Raw genomic sequence first — 2,235 nt, forward strand, 5'->3', positions numbered from 1 at the left:
CGAGCCGACCACCACGTCCTTCTGACCGCTCCACCGGCTCATCAGCAGCTGGAACGCCGCCAGGAACACCATGAACGGCGTCACACCCTCGCGACGCGACAGCTGGCGCACACCTTCCGCCAGCTCCGCCGTCAACCCGAACCCGAGCGCCGCTCCCCGGAAGCTCTCCACCGGCGGACGCGGCCGGTCGGTCGGAAGCTCCAGCACACCAGGCGCACCCGACAACCGCTCGCGCCAGTAGGACAGCTGCCGCTCCAGCGCCTCGCCCTGCAGCCAGTCGCGCTGCCACAAGGCATAATCCGCATACTGAACCTCCAGCGCCGGCAGCGGCGATGCACGCCCCTCCAGGAACGCCGCGTACAAAATCCCAAGCTCGCGCGGGATCACTCCCAGCAGCGACCACCCGTCCGACACGATATGGTGCATGTTCATCAGCAGAACATGCTCCCGCTCGCCCAGCCGCAGCAGCGACGCCCGGAACAAGGGGCCCCGCTCCAGGTCGAACGGACGCTCCACCTCCGCCTGCTGCAGACGCACCGCCTCCGCCTCGCGCGCCTCCGGCGCCAGACCCGACAGGTCCGTCACCTCCAGCCGCAGCGCCTCCGGCGCGTCGATCACCTGCGTCGCGACACCCTCATGCTCCGCGAACCGCGTCCGCAACGGCTCGTGCCGCTCCACCAGATGACTGAGCGCCGCCTCCAGCGCCCCCACATCCAGCACGCCCTCCAGCCGCAGGAAGTTGGGCATGCTGTACGCAGCACCCACCCCAAGCTGCTCCAGGAACCACAGCCGGTCCTGCGCGAACGACAAGGGCAGATGCTCCGGACGCTCCCTGCGCACCAGCGCCGGACGGCCAAGCCCCGCCTCCTCCTGCTGCGCGCTGCCGATCCGTTCGGCGAGCTGCTGGATGGTGGGCGCCTCGAAGAAGGTGCGCACGGTGAGTTCCACGCCCAGCGTCTCGCGCACCCGCGACACGACCTGCGTCGCCAGCAGCGAGTGGCCGCCAAGGTCGAAGAAGTTGTCCTGCGTCCCGACCTGGTCTAGCCGCAGCGTCTCCGCCCAGATGCCTGCCAGCGCCTCCTCGAGCGGCGTCGCCGGCGCCACATAGTCGCCCGCAAGCTCCGGCCGCCCCTCGGGCACCGGCAGCGCCTTGCGGTCGACCTTGCCGTTGGGCGTCAGCGGCAGCGACGGCAGCACCAGGATCACGGACGGGGCCATGTAGCCCGGCAACCGCTCGCGCAGGCTCTGGCGCAGCGCGGCCGCGTCCAGCTCCTCGCCCACCACATAGGCCACCAGCCGCTTGTCGCCGGGGCTGTCCTCGCGCGCCACCGCGACCGCCTGCGCCACGCCGGGCTCCGCCAGCAGCGCCGCCTCGACCTCGCCCAGCTCGATCCGGTGCCCCCGGATCTTCACCTGGTGATCGAGCCGGCCCAGATAGTCCAGCTGCCCGTCCGCCCGCCAGCGCACAAGGTCGCCCGTCCGGTACATCCGCGACCCCGGCGCCCCGAACGGGTTCGCCACGAACCGCTCCGCCGTCAGGCCCGGGCGGCCAAGATAGCCGCGCGCAAGCCCGTCGCCCGCAACATACAGCTCGCCCGCCACGCCCACAGGCGACAGCTCGAGCTCCTCGTCCAGCACATAAGCCTGACCATTGGCCACCGGCCTTCCGATCAGGGGCTCCTCCTCCTGGCCGCGCTCGATCCGGGCCGCGGTTGCGTACGTCGTGAACTCCGAAGGGCCGTACAGGTTGAACACGGCGTCGGTCTGGCTGTGTTCGTACAGCGCCTGCACCAGGCTGTTGGGCAACCGCTCGCCCGCAATGTTGATCGCCCTGATCTGGGGTGGAATGGTCTGATGGTCCACCACGTCCCGCAGTGCCGAAGGCACCGTGTTCAACATCGTCGCCTCAGGCTGCAGGTCGTCGAGATCCAGCGCATTGCGCCGGATGATCACCCGCCCTCCCAGCAACAGCGGAACAAATATCTCGAACACCGACAGGTCGAAGCAGATCGAGGTCGCCGCGACCACGCCCGCCAGGTCCTCGGGCCGGAAGAAGGTGCGCGACCACTCCACCAGGCCGACGATGCTGTGATGCATCGACACCCCCTTGGGGCGTCCGGTCGAGCCTGAGGTATAGATCACATAGGCCAGGTTGTCCGGCCGCGCGCCGCTCGCCGGCGCCGTCTCCGGATGCTTCGCGATCCGCTTCGCGTCCCGGTCCAGCAGCACCAGCTG

1 protein-coding gene is annotated in these 2,235 nt (G+C 69.9%); it reads right to left on the bottom strand.

The genetic code is table 11. The features are described 5' to 3' along the window. Positions 1-2,235, bottom strand: a 2,235-nt coding sequence (locus tag ACTHLF_RS04195) for a condensation domain-containing protein (RefSeq protein WP_440325134.1), incomplete at both ends; no start/stop codon positions are given.

The organism is Luteibacter sp. (assembly GCF_051958795.1).
Taxonomy (GTDB): Bacteria; Pseudomonadota; Gammaproteobacteria; order Xanthomonadales; family Rhodanobacteraceae; genus Luteibacter.